The following is an 18,484-nucleotide window of genomic DNA, read 5'->3' as shown; positions in this document are numbered from 1 at the left end:
TATGTCTTATCAAGCGATTAAACAATTAGCTGAACAAGTCAAAGCCAATATCGGACGCGTCATCGTAGGTAAAGAAGAGGTTGTTGATTTATTGCTCATTGGTCTTATTACTTCCGGTCATGTCCTGCTGGAAGATGTGCCTGGAACAGGAAAGACTTTACTCGCTAAATCTATGGCCAAATCGTTGGCATTATCATTCAGACGAATTCAATTTACACCTGATTTGCTTCCTTCGGATTTAAGCGGCATTCATTTCTATAATCAAAAATTAGGCGAGTTTGAGTTCCGAGCAGGTCCTTTATTTACTCATTTGCTGTTAGCTGATGAGATCAATCGCGCGACACCGCGTACGCAATCGAGTCTGCTTGAATGTATGGAGGAACGGCAAATAAGCATCGATGGGGAAACGAAGCAATTGGAGCGGCCGTTTATGGTTATAGCAACTCAAAATCCTGTTGAGCACCAAGGTACTTTCCCGCTTCCAGAAGCTCAGCTCGATCGATTCCTATTCAAAATCAAAATGGGTTATCCGACGACTGAAGAAGGATTGCAGCTATTAAAACGATTTAAAGATCATGATCCGCTGTCACAGCTGGAGCCAGTCGCAGGCATTGAAGTCATTCAACAAGCTCAGCAAGTTTATTCATCTGTGAAGGTGACGGATGATATCCTTCAATATTTACTGCAAATCGTTGAGCAGACACGCAAGCGTGAAGAGGTTTCGGTTGGCGTAAGTCCACGCGGCAGTCAAGCATTATTACGTGCTTCGCAAGTGCATGCCATTTTACGCGGTCGTGATTTCGTTACACCAGATGATATAAAGGCTATGGCAAAGCCCGTTCTAGCACATCGATTAGCAATTCGAGGCATGCAGCGAATCGCTAATCAAGCTGATTTAATTATCGACGATATTATTCGTTTGACGTCCGTGCCTGCTGAAGCCGGCGTATCGGTCCGTTAGGCGGGCACTGGATGATCTTATTCTGGTTTATATTAGCTGCAATTGTCATTTTGTCAGTACAGAGCAGTGTATTCAAAAGGTTTGTACTGAAGCGTATCTCATACGAACGAAGATTCACGAGTAAGTCATGCTTTAGCGGCGATCAAGTGGAACTGATCGAAGAGATGGCTAATGCCAAGTGGCTGCCAGTTCCGTGGCTTCGAGTAGAATCACAGCTATCGACACATTTGCATTTTCAGAAGCTTGATAATTTTTCAGTAAGCAGCGGGCAGCTTTATCAGAACCACAAGAGCTTCTTCAGTCTTGCACCTTATACAAAAATTACTCGTACACATCGCATCACAAGTACTAAGCGAGGATGGTACAAGCTTCAAACGGTCACTTTAACGGGTGGAGATCCGCTTGGATTTTCCAATGCCTCTACTCAAATTACACTGCAAGGTGAGCTCCTTGTTTATCCTAAGCCTGCACAGGTGCCAATTCATGAGCTTCCTTATCATAGCTGGCAAGGGGACCAATCGATTCGTCGCTGGATCATCAGCGATCCCTTCATTATCGCAGGCGTTCGTAATTATCAAGCTGGCGATACGTATAAGCAAATCAACTGGAAGGCAACGGCAAAGACAGGAAGTCTTCAAGTGCATCTATATGATTTTACAGCAGATCGCAGGCTGATGATTTATTTGAATGTGGACGACGTAGAGGGCATGTGGCGTTCGGTAACTGATCTTGCACTAATCGAACGAGGCATTGAATGGGCAGCTGGAGCAGCTGAAGCTGTTATTCAGCAGGGTATGGAGGTTGGATTCGCATCAAATATGCCACTCATTGGCTTGTCAGAAAGCGTTCACATTGAGCCTCGAGGCGGGCATGAGCATTTAATTGGGATTTTTGAGGAAATGGCTAAGCTTGAAATTGAACGTACCGAGCTGTTCCATCATTTGTTGGAGAGAGAAGTACAGCGCGGTTACAGCGAACGAGATGTACTCATGATTACTTGTTATTGGAATGATGAGCTAGAGAAGCAAGCCAAGCAGCTGCGTTATAACGGGAATGCTGTTGCTGTTTGGATGCTGACGGACAACACTGCAATATCCTATAACGACGACGAGCCCGCTGCTTCTGAAAAAAGCAGAGAAGGGGTGATCGCGTGAATGCTCCAAAGAAGCGATCTCTTTCTTTAATAACTCTCGGTCAAGGTTACATTGAACTGCTCTTTTATTTACCTATTTTTATTATTATATCCGTATACCTGCTTCCTTCCACTGCTTTATGGTCATGGGTTGCTACACTTCCTTTATGTTACTGGGCAGCTTCGTTATGGATTGGAAAGTTTCCACGGCTGCGCTATGGCGTGAAGCTGCTGCTGGCGATTGGTTTAGGAGCCTTGCATAGCGGATTGTCCATTGTTGCATGGGTAGGAGAGACAGGCGCCATCCCCGTTGTAATAACAGGTGTGGTTGCTGTTATAGTAGCTCTAAGGGGCATGTCTGCAAATTTAGCCGGCTGGTCCGAATCATTCTCCAATTCGCTGATGTTAACTGGTATTATTTTTTATGTAGCTGTGCAACCGTTGAAGCTGATTATGTTTAAAAGACTGATAGATTATAACGAGCTTTTAATCGTTTGCGGAATTGCAGTCGTTATTTTATTTTTCTTTTTTGCTAATGAACGACATTTTAACAGTGAAACTGTAGATTCAGGAAAAACTTCGGCTACTCTTGCTTTTAAACGCCAAAATCGGCTGTTAGTCGTCATTATGGTTATAACTATCGGCATACTTGCAATGTTTCGCCAAATTCAGAAGATGATTGAGCATTTTTTCCAATCGGTCATCGAGCGATTCATGAATTGGTTTGGCCGGTCGAAGGAGCAATCACCCGCTGAGGAGCTTCCTGCTGATCCCACGGCTCCTGAAATGCCATTTGTTGAGGCCAAGCCGCCATCAGACTTTATGCTGCTGATGGAACTAATTTTCAAAATAATTGCCACATTGCTAGTTATCGTTGCCGGATGTTTTCTCTTATACTTCATCATCAAAAAGCTATATCAATTGACGAAGCTCATTGCGGTTAAGCTGCAGGAACGTGGCGCAGATACTCGCAGCAGCGGCGACGGATATACGGATGAAGTTGAAAGTATAATGACATTAACTAATTTGCGAGAGCAAATGAGGAATAAGCTGAAGGGGCTCTTACCTAAGAAACGATCGTTTGCTCAGGAATGGAATGAGCTCCCAACAAATACTGAAAAAATCAGATATTTGTACGCTCGATTACTGAAGATGAATGCAGAGCAGGGGTATAGCGTAAAAGAGCATTTGACGCCTCGTGAAACGACGGAGGATCTAGCTCATTGGAAGGATGGTCGGACGAAGCTTGAGAGTATGCCTCAGTTCATTGAGGTGTATGAGGAAGCACGGTACGGTGATAAGCTGCCAAATGATCATCAAATCAACGCTTTTAAGCAGCAGTTCGAGAAAAAAGGGAATCAAGCCTAAGTCGGCTGATTCCCTTTTTTTACTCAACATCGTACAATTGCTTATTTATCGAGGCTTTGAATGTGTGCAGCTATTTTATGACCATGATAACGGCCGGACTCAATGAAAATCTCATTCGCTTCATGCCGGGATGCAACAACTCCTGCTAGATAAATTCCGGCAATATTTGTTTCCATCGTCTCTTCATTGAAAGTAGGATAACCTTCTTCCTCCATGGTCACGCCAGTAGCATTCAGGAAGTTGCGATCGGGGTGGAAACCTGTCAGTGCGAGTACAAAATCATTTTCAAGTCGAATTTTACCTTCGGGGCTCTGAACCGTGATATCCTTATTCTGGATTCCAATGACGGTGGATTGGAAAAGCATACGGATAAAGCCTTTTGTAACCTTGCTTTGGAAGCCGGGCTTAACCCATGGTTTAATGCTGGTGGAGTAATCATTGCCGCGATAAACGACCGTTACATATGCACCGACACGCTCCAGCTCTAATGCTGCATCGATGGCGGAGTTGCTGCCGCCAATAATGGCCACCTTCATTCCTACGTACGGATGGGATTCACGGAAAAAATGGCTGACCTTTTCTAGCTGCTCACCTGGAATACCCAGCTCGTTTGGATGATCGAAATAACCGGTAGCGATAATCACATATTTACTTTTGTATACACGTTTCTCGCCAAACCGATCCTCACCTTGGAGAATGAATTGTCCATCCTGAGGGGTGATTCTCGTTATGGATTCATACGCTTGCACACGAATTTGATGACGTTGTGCGGCTGTTCGGTAATAATTCAAAGCTTCGAGTCTGGAAGGTTTATCATTCGCCGTCGTAAAGGGAATCCCGCCGATTTCGAGCAGCTCCGGGCTGCTGAAGAAATGCATGTAAGTCGGATATTGAGAGATCGAATGAACAATATTGCGCTTCTCTATAACAAGTGGCTTTAGACCAATTCGTTCGAGTTCAATGGCAGCGGCCAAGCCGCAGGGGCCAGCTCCAATAATAATGGCATCTTCAATCTGCATTTGTAGTAACCTCCTAAAATATAACGAAGCTATTACAGCTTCTAATAGATCGCATAACGATAATTTTACTGCGAGGGTACCTATTGTGCAAATCTGGATTTATGACTCTCGTGTCTAAGAGGTATATTATTGTATAATAATATGTAACTATTCCTATTTACTCATACATGTCATAGAAAGCTAGCTTTACTTCACAAAATGATTGGAGGAGATCACATGCGTCGGCGTTTTGTAATTGAGGCAGTATTGGTGGCAACGTATGGACATCTTCTTGTACCGAGTCGCCCCATTGATTATATCGTTCCTTATTCTTCTATAGCTGAGCTGTACGATATGAGAGATGGCGTAGAGCCTGTCATGGATGATCCGGACGATGATGGGCATGTAAAAACCAAAATAAATGAGCTAATCGCATTTTTTGAGGATTCACTCAATCGCAAAAAAATCGAAAGGGCGATGCAGGTACCTTGGCGGGAAAGCTCGCCTTTGCTACTAAATGATACGATTCAATTTACGATTGTGCATGCTGTCGATAACGCGCATTATGGTGAGATGTTCGACCCGATCGAGACCGAATTGCTGCTCACAAGCATGAAGCTGCAAGTGCCTTTGTTATCTGATCAGTTTGACTTTCAAGATAAGCTCATAGAAGCTGAAGTTCCAGTACAAATCTATGACATTGAGGATTTTGAGTTTGCCGTAGAGGAAGGAATATCCGCAAGTGACTTAGATTTGCCTCTAGATAAAGACAGGTTTTAAAATTTTTTTCGGAACACCTCTTGCGCAATGACGGAATCAGGTGTTAAGATTTGGATGTGTTAGGGAAATATTATCAAATGGATGCGAAAAGGGGGGCTCTCGGATGTTTAACAACGGTTTTGGAATGAAGGTTGATCGTGCACAGTTTGACTTTAATTTCAATTCCGTTCAACAAACATGCCGATCGGGCTGCCTTCGTTTTTTGGCGTCAACGTAGCTTTGTAGCCGTTGCTCGCGATTATACGAAGATCTCAAGCCAACTTTGGCTTGAGGTCTTTTTTTGTTTCCTACAAGGGAAGGGGTTATTGAATGAAAACGCTTTTACGGTTGATGGTTTATGTACGACCGAGTGCCAAGTGGGTATTTACAGCAGTGATCATTATGATTTTCGCGACGATATTTGATTTGGTGGCACCATGGGTATTAGGCCGAATATTTGACGAAGGCATTGGAAAAAGCAATATGTCCGTCGTGATTGGATTAACACTTGCTTTGGCAGGCATTCAAGCTCTCAAAAGCATTGGCATGTTTGTTCAAGGCTATTCACAAGAGCTGGTCGGGCAAAATGTAGTGTTTAAGCTTCGGAAGGAGCTTTACGAGCATTTGCAGCGTTTATCATTCTCTTATTATGACCGTGCACAGACTGGTCAATTGATGTCAAGAATGACTGGTGATATTGATGCTGTTAAAAACTTTGTAGGATTCGGAGCAATGAATTTATTTACAGGTTTGCTGACGTTTATTGGAACGACTATTTTCATGTTGAATATGCAGTGGAAAGTAACCGTAATCAGCTTAATTACAATTCCGTTTATTCTACTGGTCCTATACCGCTTTAACCACAAGGTTGGGCCAGCTTGGTCCAATATCCGCGAGCAGATGGGGCGTTTAACAACAACGCTGCAAGAAAATATTTCTGGCATTCGTGTCGTAAAATCATTTGCAACGGAATCGGTTGAGCAAAAAAAATTCGCCGAACGAAATGAGCAAAATTTCGAGACTAATATGGATCGGGCAAAGCTAGAAGCTAAAGCGTTTCCTTTAATGGGCTTCTACGGCGGACTTACTTTCGTCATGATGATCTGGATCGGAGCGATCTTTGTCGCTCGCGACGAAATGTCGATCGGAACATTTATGGCGTTTCAGTGGTACACATGGGGCATTATTTGGCCGCTTAATATGCTTGGCTGGCAAATTAATATTTTTCAGCAAGCAATTAAAGCCGCTCCACGCGTATTTGAAGTGCTGGATACTCCGATTGATATTAAAAATCCCGAACGAGGGATGGATACTGCAAATATGAGCGGCAATGTTGTATTTGACCGAGTAACGTTTTATTTTTCTGATCAAGAAGCAGGTAGGGACAAACCTATATTAGATGAGGTATCTTTTCAAGTGAAAACAGGCGAGGTTATTGGGGTGCTTGGGGCAACCGGTTCAGGTAAGAGCAGTCTAATTGGATTGCTTTCGCGTTTCTATGATGTGTCAGCAGGCAGTGTCCTCATTGATGGTGTAGATGTACGTGAATACGAACTTGAAGGATTACGAAGAAACATCGGCATTGTACCGCAAGAAACCTTTCTATTCTCCGCATCTATTCGAGATAATATTGCCTACGGCTATCCTGATGCAACGCAGGAGCAAATTGAAGAAGCCGCACGCAAATCACAAATTCATGACTTTATCGAGAGCATGCCAAACGGCTACGATACTCGAATCGGCGAGCGCGGAGTCGGCCTATCTGGAGGACAGAGACAGCGCGTGGCGCTTGCTCGTGCTATCTTAATGGATCCCCCCGTTCTTGTGCTGGATGAAGCGACAGCAAGTGTTGATACGGCGACTGAATCAGCGATCCACGAAGCTTTGCTAGAGGTTATGAAGGGGAGGACGACGTTTATTATCGCGCAGAGGTTATCTTCCATTCAGCATGCAGACCGGATAATTGTTCTAGAGAACGGCCGTTTGGCTGAAGAAGGCACGCATAAGGAATTAAATGAAGGCAGTGGCTTCTTCCGTCAATTGTTCGATAGACAGAAGCAAATCGCTCATCAATAATAAAGAGGTGAGATCATGAGTCAAGTGGAATGGGATATGGATAATGATGTGGAGGAGAAACCGTTTAATGGCAAGTACATGCGGCGTATGCTTCAATACTTGATTCCGTATCGCAAACTGATGACATGGGTTGTTGTCATCGTTCTAATTAATATGTTATTGAGTTTATCTGAGCCCATTATTCTTGCATATATCATTGATAAAGGGATAAACGCGAAGGATTATTCTGTTATCCATGTGCTGGGAGCTTTATTGCTTGGGGTCAAGCTATTAGGCTGGTTATTTAGCTACATGCACACAAAATGGATTAATTTTACCGGTCAGCGTATTTTGTTCGATTTGCGTCAGCAATTATTCAATCATTTACAAACCCTATCCTTTCGTTTTTTTGACGGCCGTCCAGCAGGTAAAATCATGTCCAGAATTACGAATGATACGAATGCAATTGGCGAGCTAATTAATGGCGGGTTAATAACGATGGTGATGGAAGTTACTCATCTACTTGGTATCGTCATTATTTTGATATGGATGGATTGGCAGCTTGCTCTGCTCTCATTTATTATGATGCCGCTGCTCTACTTTATTGTGGCAAAGCTGCGTCCGAAAATTGAGGGATCATGGTCGCGTTCACGCTCTACGATGTCCTCCATTAACGGAAATGTGAATGAATCGATTCAAGGCATACGTGTTATTCAAGCATTCTCGCGTCAGAAGACAAATAATGAGCGGTTCCATGGCATTAATACACGCAACAAAGGGGCGTTCATGCGAGCCATTACGTTGGAATCGACCGTCTATCCGCTAGTAGAGATGATCGGAATGTTAGGTACATGTATCGTCGTATGGTTTGGAGCTATGCGTGTTATAGAAGGAGCAATTACGCTCGGCTTCATTATGGCTTTCATTAACTATTTGTGGCGTTTCTGGGGGCCGCTGAGTGCCTTGTCTAAGGTATACAGCCAGCTGCTGTCCGCCATGGCTTCTGCCGAGCGTATTTTTGAAGTGCTTGATACCGATCCTGAGGTTAAAAATAGTAAGCTGTCTCGTGATCTTCCTCAAATTCGGGGAGAAGTCACATTCGAGAATGTCTCGTTTCGCTATGAGGAAAATAAACCAGATGTGCTCCATAATGTATCATTTCAAGTTAAGCCAGGACAGAGAGTCGCTCTGGTTGGACCAACTGGAGCAGGAAAAAGTACGATTGTAAATTTGTTGATGCGTTTTTACGATGCTACTGAAGGAACGGTTCGTATAGATGGCGTGGACGTCAAGGAAGCGACACTAGAATCTTTGCGTAAGCAAATGGGGATCGTGCTTCAGGATTCCTTTATATTCGCTGGAACGGTAGAAGAGAACCTCCGTTATGGCAATGAGCATGCAAGTGAGGAAGAGCTGCTGAGAGCAGCGGAAAGTGTACGATTGGATCGTGTTGTAAGCAAACTTTCGGATAGCTATCAGACACAGCTCGAGGAGCGGGGCTCGAAGCTTTCAGTAGGTCAAAGGCAATTGCTAGCTTTCGGACGCGTATTGTTATCAGACCCTGGCATTCTCATATTGGACGAAGCTACATCAAGCGTTGATATGGAGACAGAGCAGCACATACAAGAGGCTTTACAAACATTGTTAGCGGGCAGAACAGCGTTTATTATCGCACATCGTTTGTCGACCATTAAAGATGCTGATCTAATTCTCGTGATTGAGGATGGCCGCGTAGCAGAGCAGGGAGCACATGCGGAGTTAATGAAGAAAGGTGGGATTTACTCGAATCTCGTTCTAACACAGCTATCAATGCAGGAATCCGTCATTTTACAAACAAGTTCCTAATCGCAAAAAAAAGAGGGCAAGTCAAGCTATCGCGCAGTAGGCGTTAGCTTGGCTCGTCCTCTTTTTTCAATCGATCAATCGCATGTGCCATCGTCTTATCCGTTAAATGAGCGTAGATTTGCGTCGTTTCCGGAGAGGCATGGCCTAATTGTTCTTGCGTCTTGTAGATGTCGTTTCTTAAGTAGTAGTCCGTAGCAAAGCTATGTCTTAACTTATGGACGGATAAGTACGGTTTGCCAAAGCGTTTGGCATATTTAAGTACCATTTCTTGAATAGCTCGTTTCGTCATCCGTGACCCTTCATTTTTTCCGTTAGCGACGGCTAGAAATAAAGCCTTTTCGCGTTTAGGACATTTGTAGCGGACATCCCTCAGAATCAAATAAGCTTGTAAATCTTCTACAGCTTCTTGTCGGAAGTAAACGGGTGTTTTGAATGTGTCATCATTTTTACCTTTGCGATAGACATAACATAATTTCTTCTTCAGATCGATATCGTCAACGTTTAAATTCACGAGCTCTGAGACGCGCAGCCCTGAGTGTAAAATAAAGCTAATGATACAAGCATCTCTATTCATATTTAACTCATAAGCATAAAGTGCCTGCTTATTTGATGCCACATCTATACTATAATGCTGCTTAATATAATCCATAAACTCGGATATTTCTTCCTCTTGAAGGAGCTTACCCTCTAGTTTGGCAGCAGTATCTTTGGGTTTATGTGTACGTTTAATCATGACCTTAGCCATTACATTTCGTTTGAGAAGCGGATAAAACTCCTCATCCTCAGCAATTTGGCTTAAATAATGAAACAATGATCGAAGGGAGGAAAGCTTGCGGGAAATGGTCGTTTTGCTGTTTCGCTCCACCTTATGTGTTGATAAATACATACGAAAACCATCTATACTGTCCATATGCAGCTTCTCCAGCTCAAGCAAAGCAACATCCCTAATTGTCGTCGCTTCGGATAACCCTTCAGCCATCAACCAGTTCAGAAATGTTTCGTAATCCCTCATATATTCCACGAGTGAGGATGGAGATAAATCAGGAAGCTTGTAATTAATAAATTTCTCGATATACCATGGCATGGATGGGAGTTTCTTATCTAGCTCCTCACGATCCTTCTGTTTGATAATGTTGATGATCAGTCAGCCCCTATAATTAAAGATATTAATGTTTTACGTAGTTAATTAAACATAATTATAATTATGTAAACAAATTAAACGATTGCTCTATAGAATAATTACATTGTAACAATTCCATCAAGGAGCTACAACGATGAAAGGGAAATAGTTGACAAAAAAACAAGCCTCTTTTCAGAGACTTGTTCAAGAAATGTCATTATAGGTTAATCGCTGTGAAACGACGATTCATAAATTGTGGATTCTCGATTTCGTCAAGGAGTACGGCAGCATAGTCTTCCATACTGATCTTACTTTCATGTTTATCGTTAAGTAGAAAGTGATCATTGCCGAGCTGTACTTTTCCAGTTTTTTCACCTGGTTCAAACATTGCAGCAGGACTGAAGAACGTCCATTTGAGTTCTTTCTCCCCGCGAAGCACATCAAGTTGTTCGCTTTGCGCATGAGCAGTAGCATAATAGATGGAAGGGAACTCAGGTGTGTCCTTTAACCGAGTACCCTTGTCATCTACAAGCAAGCTGCCAGCTCCACCAACGTTATACAGAGTAGTTGTAGTCGACTGTTTAAGGATCTTGATCAAATGCTTAATTACTTCCACATGCTGGTGTTCTTCACCTGGTTTCGCTGAGAAGGAATTAATAACGATATCAAATTGGTTTAGTTCGGTGCCAGTATCAAATATATCCTTAACTAAAACCTCAATTCCGGCTTTGTTAGCAACTTTACTTGCATCGCGAACGATCGCTGTCACTTGATGTCCGCGACTTTTAGCTTCCTCAACAATTCGACTTCCTGCACGTCCAGCTGCTCCGATTACTGCTATTTTCATTATAAAAACTCCTTTTCGTAGTTATGATGATGTGATAAATGCTGAGTAATTGTAACTATTACAGTTACAATTACTGCGAAAATAAAAAGCGACGCGTTCGCTTGTTGTAACCATTATAGTTACAACTATATTTTTTTGTCAATATTATTTTTTTGAAACCCATATTCAAACAGCCCGTATACCTTTTTATAACTTCATCGTGCTTCATTCCAAAGGGGAGTAGCTGCTACAGTAAAGTCGTCATTACGAGAATCTAACGATCTCCGGCTTTATTGGCAACTTAACGTTGTTAGCGAGACCTTTGCCTCTATTCGGCAAAGGTCTATTTTTTGGGTGTTAGCACAAGTTAAATTTACTTAGTAGAGTCGAAGGGGAGGAATCTGGTATGGATTTTGGTTTGCTAATGGAATATGGATGGGTTCTGCTTATCCTTATTGCGATTGAAGGTTTGCTCGCAGCAGACAATGCACTAGTGTTGGCCATTATGGTCAAGCATTTGCCGGAGAAAGAACGTAAGAAAGCATTGTTTTATGGTTTAGCAGGGGCATTTGTTTTCAGATTCGGTTCGTTATTCGCCATTTCTTTTCTGGTGGATGTCTGGCAGGTACAAGCCATCGGTGCGTTGTACTTATTGTTCATTGCGTTAAACCATATTTTCCGGAAAGTTCTTTTCAAGAAGCATGTGGACAATGTAACTGAAGACAAAGACAAAGACAAAGAAGATAACAAAAAGAAAAGCGGTTTCTGGTTAACCGTATTAAAAGTAGAGATTGCGGATATCGCATTCGCAGTAGATTCAATTCTAGCGGCAGTTGCACTCGCAATGGCGCTTCCAACTACCAATTTACCGAAGATTGGCGGTATGGATGGCGGTCATTTTGCGGTAATCTTTATCGGTGGTTTCATTGGTCTTATCATTATGCGTTTTGCCGCTTCAGCATTCGTGAAGTTGCTAGAACGCAAACCAGGACTTGAAGTCGCAGCATTTGTCATCGTTGGTTGGGTAGGCGTCAAGTTGGCTGTTGTAACGTTGTCGCACCCTAAAGTAAACATTATTCCAGAGTCGTTCTCTCACTCGGCTGGTTGGAAGATCACGTTCTATGTAGTCCTTGTCTTGATCGCAACGGTTGCTTGGTTCTTATCGAGTGACAAAGAAGAGGATTCATCGGACGCTAAAGTAGCAACAAATAATAACTAATTTCGTTTCAAACAGCGTTACATTATATGAAATTCAGATAAGACTGTTGAGGTGACTCAGCAGTCTTTTTCTGTTTTTACTGAGCTTAAGATTGCTCCAAAAGTATAATGTAATCTACAAAATAAACAAAGAAGAGCAAAATTAGTAAATAGATGCAATTTATCAATCGCGGTTACAATTCCATTTTAACTGTGCTAAACTCAAACGAGTCAGTTGACGAGTTACCAATCTTATTCCAAATTGCGGACAATTTGTATGATCGCAAAAGAAAAGGGAGGTTCATTCCTAATGATGAACAAAACATTTGTACAACATAGTATGGCGCTTATTATCATTTTTATGATGGCATTCGCGATTCCGCTGGAGGCTGCAAATGCTGCTTCACCAGTAACTTTAAAGGCCGGAAGCACAGGAGATGATGTGCCTGATCTACAATTTCGCTTGAAAACGCTAGGTTATTTCAACAAAGATGTGAGTAAGTATTTCGGTACTGCTACCTTGGAATCACTGAAAAGTTTTCAGAAAGATTATGGGATACAAGTAGATGGAATTGCTGGAAAACAAACTTGGAAAACTTTAAAGAGTGTATCGGTAAATAAAGTGGAGCTTGATCTTCTAGCAAGAATCATTTACGCCGAAGCACGAGGTGAATCTTATAAAGGTCAAGTTGGAGTCGGGGCAGTTGTTATGAATCGATTGGCATCATCAAGCTTCCCAGATTCGGTTAAAGGTGTCATTGAGCAGCCGAGAGCATTCACTGCTGTTGATGATGGGCAATACTACTTAACACCGGATAAAACAGCCTATCAAGCAGCTCAAGATGCTGTAAGAGGCTATGATCCAACAAACGGAGCGCTTTATTATTTTAATCCTGAGACAGCTACATCTTCTTGGATTTGGTCCCGTAAGCCAACAGTGAAAATTGGACGTCATTTATTTGCAGTATAGAGAAGAGATTCTTATCGACAAGTGCAGCTGCTTGCGATAGGAATCTTTTTTTTTCTAAAAATAATGGCAAAATTACTGTTTTTAAATTATTATAAAAACATGTTACAATAAGAAATAAAGTATCATACTTTTTTTAAAACATTTGGAGGTGTCCGCATTGAAAGTTGAAATTTGGTCGGATTATGTTTGTCCGTTCTGTTATATAGGCAAAAGAAAGTTTGAAATGGCATTGGAGAAATTCGCGCATAAGGATCAAATCGAAATCGTATTTCGTAGTTTCGAGCTCGATCCAAGCGCTGACCCTAATTCTAACGTGAGCACCTATAGCATGCTTGCTTCTAAATATGGAATGAGTGTGGAGAAAGCGAAAGAAACAACGCTTCATGTCGCTGAGCAAGCTGCTGCAGTGGGCATTACGTTCAACTTTGAAGGTACGGTGTCAACAAATACGTTTGATGCGCATCGTGTTGTTCATTTTGCAGCTCAACAGGGTAAGGACAAGGAGCTTTCCGAAAAATTGTTCAAAGCGTATTTCACGGACGGTGTAAATGTCGGAAATCGTGAGCATCTGGCTTCGATTGCTTCAGAAGCAGGCTTAGACGCCGCTGCTGTAGCAGAGATGCTTCAAACCAACCAATTCGCTGATAAAGTTCGAGAAGAGGAAGAGGAAGGCAGCAAGCTTGGCATACGCGGTGTTCCTTTTTATGTGGTTGATCGTAAATTTGCGGTTTCTGGAGCTCAATCACCAGAGGTGTTCTTGGATACATTAAATAAAGCATGGGAACAAAAACATCCAACCTTCATTCAAGTAAACGAAGGGGACGCAGATATTACTTGCTCAGATGGTTATTGCGCTCCCGATTCTCCAAAATCATAATTTGTAGTGAAGGGCGGCGCGTTCATGGAGGAAACTACTCTTATGAGTAACTGTCAAATTGAACGAATAGGGGAAATCATCGGCCAGAACGAACACGCTGCTTTTATTCTCATCAATAAAAAACGCATTGAAGTACCGCTGACTAAGGTCGCTGAGGGTTTAATTCTCGGCGACCTTGTCGTTTGGACGGGGAGCAGCTGGAATAGTAAAAACGGTGTATGAAAATACCTATTTGTCGAATGAGCGTTCAGAACTTATAATAGATAACGATGTAAAAATCAGACGCTTAAAAAAGCGCTGACATGCAAACGCTTAGGGGGTATTAAACGTGACAGTTGAACAACAACGACTGCTTGTGTTCGCAGGCTCTTATGCGGAATCAGATGAGAATGGTATTTACGTGTATGTATTCGATGATGAATCGGGTACATTAACGTTGACAGATGCGGTTGCTGAGTTTAAAAATCCAACGTTTCTTAATGTTGATGCAGACCGTAAGCTGCTGTATGCGATCTCCGAAACCGTGAATCAAAGCGGTCAGAAGGTTGGAGAGGCTGCTGCATTCACAATTGACCCAGTAAAAGGTTCAATTCGACTATTAAACCGCAAACAGACAGTAGATTCTACGACTTGCCACATTCAACGAGATGAAAATAGCCGTTTCCTGACGGTTACAAGTTATCATGGCGGCATGATCGGTCTTTTTGGGATCACTGAAGAAGGTACAATTGGTGAGCAGCTGGATGTAAAACAGCACGAAGGCAGCAGTCAGCATCCTGAACGCCAGGATCGTCCTCATCCGCATTCTTCGTTCTATAGTCCGGACGGACGTTATTTGCTCGTATCGGATTTAGGTCTTGATCGAATCGTGACTTATCTTTTAGATGAAGCTGATAGCAAACTGGTTCATCAAAGTGAAATTTCTTTGCATCCTGGAGCTGGTCCGCGTCATCTATCGTTTCATCCGAATGGAAAGTCTGTCTATGTCATAAATGAGGTGGATTCGACGATTACATCGTTTACATACGATGTTGAGACCGGTAAGTTAACGACTAAGGAAACAGTAAGCACGCTGCCTGCTGACTTTAAGGATGAGAATTCTTGTGCTGAGATTGCTATATCAGCTGACGGAAAATTGTTATATGGCTCTAATCGTGGACATGACAGCATTGTAGTATTTGCTATCGATGAGCAAACAGGTTTGTTAACACTTGTACAGCATATTTCGGTAGAAGGCGGGCATCCACGTCATTTTGCATTGATGCCAAACGGCAAGTATTTACTTGCAGCCAATAGAGATACGAATAATATTGTTACGTTTTCAGTTAATCAAACAGATGGAAAATTGACGTATACTGGTAATAGCGTTACGTTATCAAAGCCAGTTTGTGTTATTCCTGTTTATTTAACGGTATAAATAATTAATGACGTAAGTGTAGAGAGAAAAGGGGAATACTGAAGCGTGGCTACTAACGAAGATGATAAACCGAAATTAAAGGCGACCAAAATTTTTAAATGTAAAAATCCAGAATGTAAGGCATGGGTTAGAGATGAGTTCGCAGCTACAGAACAAACTTGCCCAATATGTAAAGGACCGATGCTTAGAAGCATGAGGCATCTGCCAGCTGTACAAAACAAGCCTAAGCCGCAGCCTCGCAAGCCGAAATCGGACTACTAATATGACCAGCGAAAAAATCCCAATCCGCTCATTCGAGTGTGATTGGGATTTTTTCTAGTTATACGTTTGAAACATCTCGACTAACAAGCTGTTTAATATGGTAGGATAGACATACTAATCAATGACAGGATGATACGATCTATGCTGTTTTATTTTTTAGCATTATTTACGGCAGCTGTTATTGTCATTTTGAACAATCGCAAGAGTGAGTCAAATCAGTGGGCAGCAATGTTCTTATGCAGCGCATCGATTGGAGGTCTCTCTGATGTATTTGCGAATAATGGCTTAATACAGTCCTCCAATGTGTTGCAATTTCTTAACTATACGTTAACACCGTATGCAGTTCTTGTTTTTAGTTTCTTGTATGCATCTGTAATTGATTCCTATCAACTAAGAAGGAAACTCAAAATTGTACTTGCATTTCCGATCATATTGATGCTTTTGTTTGTCATGTTTTCTTCAAATCAAAAATGGTTTTTTATCATTTTGCTTATTTGGTGCGCTCCTTACTATTTGGCTTCCTGCTATTTATTAGTTGCAGCCTTCTGGAAAGAACGTGACCCAAGGCTAAAGCGAAGTCGTTTTATTACAACGATTATTATAGTACCTACTCTGCTTGCTGTACTTTTCTTCATCTATGTTGCGAAGGTTATATCTCCTGACTTTCAATTTTTTAATTATATTTCCGTATTTATGATCTATTCATTGACAGTAGCGCTTCTTTGTACGTTCATGTATGGTGTCCTCGGTGTGAGACTGCGCTTCGAGCATGATCCTATGGAAAGTACAATGAGAGCAGTCAGCACGGGTGCTACGATGTTAAATCATACGATTAAAAATGAAATTGGAAAAATAGCAATCAGCACTGAAAACTTAAAGAACATGCTGCCCGAAGTAAGCGAGCAGACGAATCAACAAATGCAAATCATTACGAATGCATCAAATCATATGCTAGAGATGATCAGTCGGATACATAGTCAAATCAAGGACATTACGTTAAAGGAGCAACCTGTTCAGCTGGATATATTAATTGAGAAAGTGCTCTTTCAACATGAAACTATACTTAAAAGACAAGGAATATTTGTAAATGCATACTATGAAATTCGTCCGATCATACAATGTGATTCCATTCATATAAGTGAGGCATTCGGAAACTTATTAATGAATGCTAGTGATGCGATGCCTGATGGGGGTACAATTGAAGTAAGACTTGCCGCGTATAAGAATGGCGTAGAGCTTTCAGTCCAAGATAGCGGAATCGGAATTGCTGAGGAGAAGCTGAGCCAAGTATTTGATCCGTTCTACAGCAGCGGCAAGAGCGGCAGAAATTTTGGATTGGGCTTATCTTATGTTTATAATGTGATGCAGAAGAGCGGGGCAAAAGTCATATTAACGAGCCAGGCAGGGGTTGGTACTCGTGCAGCGCTGGTTTGGCCTCGAAAAAAGCTTTTATAATGTTTTCTAAAGGAGGGAGTCACTTTGAGTCATATTAAAGTGTTTATTGTAGAGGATGACACGGATTGGATTAAAGCGCTCACTGCTTTTTTGAATAAAGAGTCTGATCTGCTCGTCGTAGGCACCGCAACGAATTCAAGCGATGCGATCAGCCTAGCGCAAACGATCACGTTTGATGTTGTCTTGATGGACATTCAGCTCGATGGCAGCCGTCTTGACGGCATTCACACGGCGATGCTGATGCATGAATATTCTTCCGCCAAAATTATAATGTTAACGTCATTAAATGATGAACAGACGATGACGAAAGCTTTTACAGCAGGCGCAGTTCAGTATCTTGAAAAGACACGCTTTCAGGAGCTTCCGCAAACGATACGAAGCGTCTATCATCATCCTGCACCTATGGAGGCTTTGCTTAACGAGCTTGCTCGATTAAAGCGCGAGGAGCAGCTTAAAGAGCTGACTGGCGCGGAGCGTGAGGTGTTTGAGCTTATCGAAGCTGGTTATACCCAGTCACAAATTGAGAAAAAGCTTTATAAGGCAGAGAGCACTCTAAAAAATCAAGTCAACAAAATGCTAAAGAAGCTAGGTGTCCGAAGCAGTAAAGATGCGGTAGAGAAGGTTAAACGAAGAGGTTTGTTTCAGAGGGAAGAGTAAGAATAGCCGCATAAATAATGCACGAAGTCAGTAGGGGGTACTACGTTTTGTAGTACCCCTCTTTATGTCGTTCTACGAAAGATGGAACTGCCATCACGAATGGCTTAACTTTAGAATGAAAGAAGAGAGGAAGTGCTGAAAATGGCTGCAACGAATAATAGTATCCAAAAGCCTATCGTTCTGCTCATTGATGGACAATGTTTGCTTTGCAGTAAAATTACTCACTTTGTTGTGAAATGGGATACGGGAAAGTTATTTCGGTTTGCAACATTGCAATCGCCTCTCGGCGAGCAGCTGCTCAAAGAGGGGCATTTACCAATAGATGATATCGATACGTTTGTGATGGTAGAATCCGCAAAGTACTATACAAAATCAGAAGCGGCACTTCGTGTTTTACACAAGCTTGGCGGCTTGTGGCGTATATTGTATCTATTTCGCTTTGTACCTCTATCATGGAGAAACCGTGTTTATGATATTATTGCTCGAAATCGCTTCCGACTGTTTGGAAAAACTGACGTATGCTTGTTGCCGTCACCTGAGCTAATAGATCGATTTGTAGACAGTGATGATCCTATAAGTGATTGAA

Annotated in this window: 18 protein-coding genes; 15 read left to right on the top strand and 3 right to left on the bottom strand. The window is 42.1% G+C overall.

The window, feature by feature from the left end; genetic code table 11:
- Window position 1: 1 nt before the first annotated feature.
- Genes AC0YN6_RS03620 through AC0YN6_RS03610 form a run of 3 tightly spaced genes read left to right on the top strand, consistent with a single transcriptional unit; the run spans window position 2 to window position 3,461 of the window.
- Entirely contained in the window at window positions 2-961 is a 960-nt protein-coding gene (locus AC0YN6_RS03620) for an AAA family ATPase (RefSeq protein WP_475745192.1), read from the top strand.
- An 11-nt stretch (window positions 962-972) separates the two neighbouring features.
- A complete protein-coding gene (locus AC0YN6_RS03615) occupies window positions 973-2,115 on the top strand; it encodes a DUF58 domain-containing protein (protein WP_475745190.1) in 1,143 nt (380 codons plus the stop codon).
- Window positions 2,112-3,461 (top strand): DUF4129 domain-containing protein, encoded by a 1,350-nt coding sequence (locus tag AC0YN6_RS03610; RefSeq protein WP_475745188.1) that lies wholly within the window; start codon window positions 2,112-2,114, stop codon window positions 3,459-3,461. The genes AC0YN6_RS03615 and AC0YN6_RS03610 overlap by 4 nt, the downstream gene beginning before the upstream one ends.
- 41 nt (window positions 3,462-3,502) lie before the next feature.
- Here the strand turns inward: AC0YN6_RS03610 and AC0YN6_RS03605 are convergent, their stop codons facing one another.
- Window positions 3,503-4,480 (bottom strand): YpdA family putative bacillithiol disulfide reductase, encoded by a 978-nt coding sequence (locus tag AC0YN6_RS03605; protein ID WP_475745187.1) that lies wholly within the window; start codon window positions 4,478-4,480, stop codon window positions 3,503-3,505.
- Between the two features lie 216 nt (window positions 4,481-4,696).
- On the opposite strand from AC0YN6_RS03605, the gene AC0YN6_RS03600 reads away from it, so the two are divergent.
- The 3 genes from AC0YN6_RS03600 to AC0YN6_RS03590 all read left to right on the top strand — a co-directional run bounded on the left by AC0YN6_RS03600 (window position 4,697) and on the right by AC0YN6_RS03590 (window position 9,118).
- Window positions 4,697-5,239 carry an ADP-heptose synthase gene (locus AC0YN6_RS03600; protein WP_475745185.1) on the top strand — a complete coding sequence of 181 codons (543 nt, stop codon included), beginning with the start codon at window positions 4,697-4,699 and terminating at the stop codon, window positions 5,237-5,239.
- A 309-nt stretch (window positions 5,240-5,548) separates the two neighbouring features.
- Complete coding sequence (locus AC0YN6_RS03595; RefSeq protein ID WP_475745183.1) at window positions 5,549-7,294, top strand: ABC transporter ATP-binding protein; 1,746 nt, start codon at window positions 5,549-5,551, stop codon at window positions 7,292-7,294.
- A gap of 15 nt (window positions 7,295-7,309) precedes the next feature.
- Complete coding sequence (locus tag AC0YN6_RS03590) at window positions 7,310-9,118, top strand: ABC transporter ATP-binding protein (RefSeq protein WP_475745181.1); 1,809 nt, start codon at window positions 7,310-7,312, stop codon at window positions 9,116-9,118.
- Between the two features lie 43 nt (window positions 9,119-9,161).
- On the opposite strand, the gene xerS is transcribed toward AC0YN6_RS03590, so the two are convergent.
- Window positions 9,162-10,256 (bottom strand): tyrosine recombinase XerS, encoded by a 1,095-nt coding sequence (xerS, locus tag AC0YN6_RS03585; protein ID WP_475745523.1) that lies wholly within the window; start codon window positions 10,254-10,256, stop codon window positions 9,162-9,164.
- 199 nt (window positions 10,257-10,455) lie between these two features.
- Window positions 10,456-11,085, bottom strand: coding sequence for an NAD(P)-dependent oxidoreductase (locus AC0YN6_RS03580; protein ID WP_475745179.1), 630 nt, complete (start codon window positions 11,083-11,085; stop codon window positions 10,456-10,458).
- A 385-nt stretch (window positions 11,086-11,470) separates the two neighbouring features.
- Between AC0YN6_RS03580 and AC0YN6_RS03575 the strand changes: the two genes are divergently transcribed.
- The 9 genes from AC0YN6_RS03575 to AC0YN6_RS03535 all read left to right on the top strand — a co-directional run bounded on the left by AC0YN6_RS03575 (window position 11,471) and on the right by AC0YN6_RS03535 (window position 18,483).
- Window positions 11,471-12,283, top strand: a complete 813-nt coding sequence (locus AC0YN6_RS03575; RefSeq protein WP_475745178.1) for a TerC family protein — start codon at window positions 11,471-11,473, stop codon at window positions 12,281-12,283.
- Between the two features lie 288 nt (window positions 12,284-12,571).
- Window positions 12,572-13,231 (top strand): spore cortex-lytic enzyme, encoded by a 660-nt coding sequence (gene sleB / locus AC0YN6_RS03570; RefSeq protein ID WP_475745176.1) that lies wholly within the window; start codon window positions 12,572-12,574, stop codon window positions 13,229-13,231.
- 148 nt (window positions 13,232-13,379) lie between these two features.
- Complete coding sequence (locus tag AC0YN6_RS03565) at window positions 13,380-14,108, top strand: DsbA family oxidoreductase (protein WP_475745174.1); 729 nt, start codon at window positions 13,380-13,382, stop codon at window positions 14,106-14,108.
- Between the two features lie 42 nt (window positions 14,109-14,150).
- Window positions 14,151-14,330, top strand: a complete 180-nt coding sequence (locus AC0YN6_RS03560; RefSeq protein ID WP_475745172.1) for a hypothetical protein — start codon at window positions 14,151-14,153, stop codon at window positions 14,328-14,330.
- A gap of 106 nt (window positions 14,331-14,436) precedes the next feature.
- Entirely contained in the window at window positions 14,437-15,525 is a 1,089-nt protein-coding gene (locus AC0YN6_RS03555; protein WP_475745170.1) for a lactonase family protein, read from the top strand.
- Between the two features lie 45 nt (window positions 15,526-15,570).
- Window positions 15,571-15,786, top strand: a complete 216-nt coding sequence (locus tag AC0YN6_RS03550; protein ID WP_475745169.1) for a cold-inducible protein YdjO-related protein — start codon at window positions 15,571-15,573, stop codon at window positions 15,784-15,786.
- Window positions 15,787-15,927: 141 nt separating this feature from the next.
- Window positions 15,928-17,241, top strand: a complete 1,314-nt coding sequence (locus AC0YN6_RS03545; protein WP_475745167.1) for a sensor histidine kinase — start codon at window positions 15,928-15,930, stop codon at window positions 17,239-17,241.
- 24 nt (window positions 17,242-17,265) lie between these two features.
- Entirely contained in the window at window positions 17,266-17,898 is a 633-nt protein-coding gene (locus tag AC0YN6_RS03540; protein WP_475745165.1) for a response regulator transcription factor, read from the top strand.
- Between the two features lie 141 nt (window positions 17,899-18,039).
- The gene (locus AC0YN6_RS03535) at window positions 18,040-18,483 is read left to right on the top strand and encodes a thiol-disulfide oxidoreductase DCC family protein (protein ID WP_475745164.1); all 444 of its coding nucleotides are present in this window, start codon (window positions 18,040-18,042) and stop codon (window positions 18,481-18,483) included.
- Window position 18,484: the final 1 nt, after the last annotated feature.

Source organism: Paenibacillus sp. J22P15 (genome assembly GCF_056269345.1).
Note: the sequence above shows the minus strand (reverse complement) of the source record. Positions and strands in the feature narration are given on the sequence as shown.